Here is a 2152-nt window from a genome sequence, read left to right on the forward strand (position 1 = left end):
CGCGAAGGGCCGCAAAGCGGCCCCAGCGTTTAACGCTATTTTCGTGAGACCTGCAATGCCGCTGTCGAATGTCCAGATCCTCTTCGAAGACGCTGCCATCCTGGTGATCAACAAACCGACCCTGCTGCTGTCGGTCCCTGGCCGTGCCGAGGACAACAAGGACTGCCTGATCACCCGCCTGCAGGAAAACGGCTACCCCGATGCGCTGATCGTGCACCGTCTGGACTGGGAAACCTCCGGCATCATCCTGCTGGCCCGCGATGCCGACAGCCACCGCGAGCTGTCGCGCCAGTTTCACGACCGTGAAACGGAAAAAGCCTACACCGCACTGTGCTGGGGCCAGCCGGCGCTGGACAGCGGCAGCATCGACCTGCCGCTGCGCTACGACCCACCGACCAAACCACGGCACGTGGTGGACCACGAGCAGGGCAAGCACGCCCTGACCTTCTGGCGTATCGTCGAGCGCTGCGGCGATTACTGTCGGGTGGAGTTGACGCCGATTACCGGGCGTTCGCACCAGTTGCGCGTGCACATGCTGTCGATCGGGCACCCGCTGCTGGGTGATCGGCTGTATGCCAACCCGCAAGCCCTGGCGGCCCATGAGCGGCTGTGCCTGCATGCCTCGATGCTGAGCTTCACCCACCCGGTGTCCGGGCAGCGGTTGAAGTTCGAGTGCCCGGCGCCGTTCTGATTTCGCAGGGCCTGTACCGGCCTCTTCGCGGCTAAAGCCGCTCCCACAGGGACCGCGCTGCTCTCAGGGGCTGTGTAATACCTGTGGGAGCGGCTTTAGCCGCGAAGATGCAGACACAAATTGTCGACATTGTGCGTTAAACTCGCGCCACTGCTGTCTGGAGTGAGCTATGCGCGATGCACTGAATACCGGCCTTATCGACTTTCTCAAGGCCTCCCCCACGCCCTTCCATGCCACCGCCAGCCTGGTCCAGCGCCTTGAGGCGGCCGGCTACAAGCGCCTGGACGAGCGCGACAGTTGGGACCCTGAGGCCGGCTGCCGCTACTACGTCACCCGCAACGATTCTTCAATCATCGCCATCAAACTGGGCAAGCAGTCGCCGCTGCTCAATGGCATCCGCATGGTCGGCGCCCACACTGACAGCCCGTGCTTGCGGGTCAAGCCTCAGCCCGAGCTGCAGCGCCAGGGCTTCCTGCAACTGGGCGTGGAAGTGTATGGCGGCGCGTTGCTGGCCCCCTGGTTCGACCGCGACCTGTCGCTGGCCGGCCGCGTCACCTACCGCCGTGACGGCAAGGTCGAAAGCCAGCTGATCGACTTCAAGCTGCCAATCGCGATCATCCCCAACCTGGCGATCCACCTGAACCGCACCGCCAACGAAGGCTGGGCGATCAACCCGCAGAATGAACTGCCCCCCATCCTCGCCCAAGTGGCCGGTGACGAACGCATCGACTTCCGCGCCCTGCTCACCGAGCAACTGGCCCGCGAGCACGAATTGATCGCCGACGTGGTGCTGGACTACGAGCTGAGCTTTTACGACACGCAGGACGCCGCGCTGATCGGCCTGAATGGCGACTTCATCGCCGGCGCCCGCCTGGACAACCTGCTGTCGTGCTACGCCGGTTTGCAGGCCCTGCTGGCCGCCGACAGCGACGAAACCTGTGTACTGGTGTGCAACGACCACGAAGAAGTCGGCAGTTGCTCGGCCTGCGGTGCCGATGGCCCAATGCTGGAGCAGACCCTGCAGCGCCTGCTGCCCGATGGCGACACCTATGTGCGCACCCTCCAGCGCTCGCTGATGGTGTCGGCCGACAACGCCCACGGCGTGCACCCCAACTACGCCGACAAGCATGACGGCAACCACGGGCCGAAGCTCAACGCCGGGCCCGTGATCAAAGTGAACAACAACCAGCGCTACGCCACCAACAGCGAGACTGCCGGGTTCTTCCGCCACTTGTGCATGGCCGAGGAAGTACCGGTGCAGAGCTTTGTGGTGCGCAGCGACATGGGCTGTGGCTCGACCATCGGGCCGATCACCGCCAGCCACCTGGGTGTGCGCACGGTGGATATCGGTTTGCCGACCTTTGCCATGCACTCCATTCGCGAGCTGTGCGGCAGCCATGACCTGGCGCACCTGGTGAAGGTACTGACCGCGTTCTACCGTAGCCGCGAACTGCCTTGATG

Annotated in this window: 2 protein-coding genes; both read left to right on the forward strand. The window is 64.1% G+C overall.

What is annotated here, in order from left to right:
* The first annotated feature begins 55 nt into the window (after positions 1-55).
* Positions 56-691, forward strand: coding sequence for an RluA family pseudouridine synthase (locus ACF8EF_RS08945; protein ID WP_003252569.1), 636 nt, complete (start codon positions 56-58; stop codon positions 689-691).
* A 169-nt stretch (positions 692-860) separates the two neighbouring features.
* Positions 861-2150: a M18 family aminopeptidase gene (locus ACF8EF_RS08950; RefSeq protein ID WP_176685023.1), complete on the forward strand. Its 1290-nt coding sequence runs from the start codon at positions 861-863 to the stop codon at positions 2148-2150.
* Positions 2151-2152: the final 2 nt, after the last annotated feature.

Source organism: Pseudomonas sp. zjy_15 (assembly GCF_043101865.1).
GTDB lineage: Bacteria > Pseudomonadota > Gammaproteobacteria > Pseudomonadales > Pseudomonadaceae > Aquipseudomonas > Aquipseudomonas putida_Y.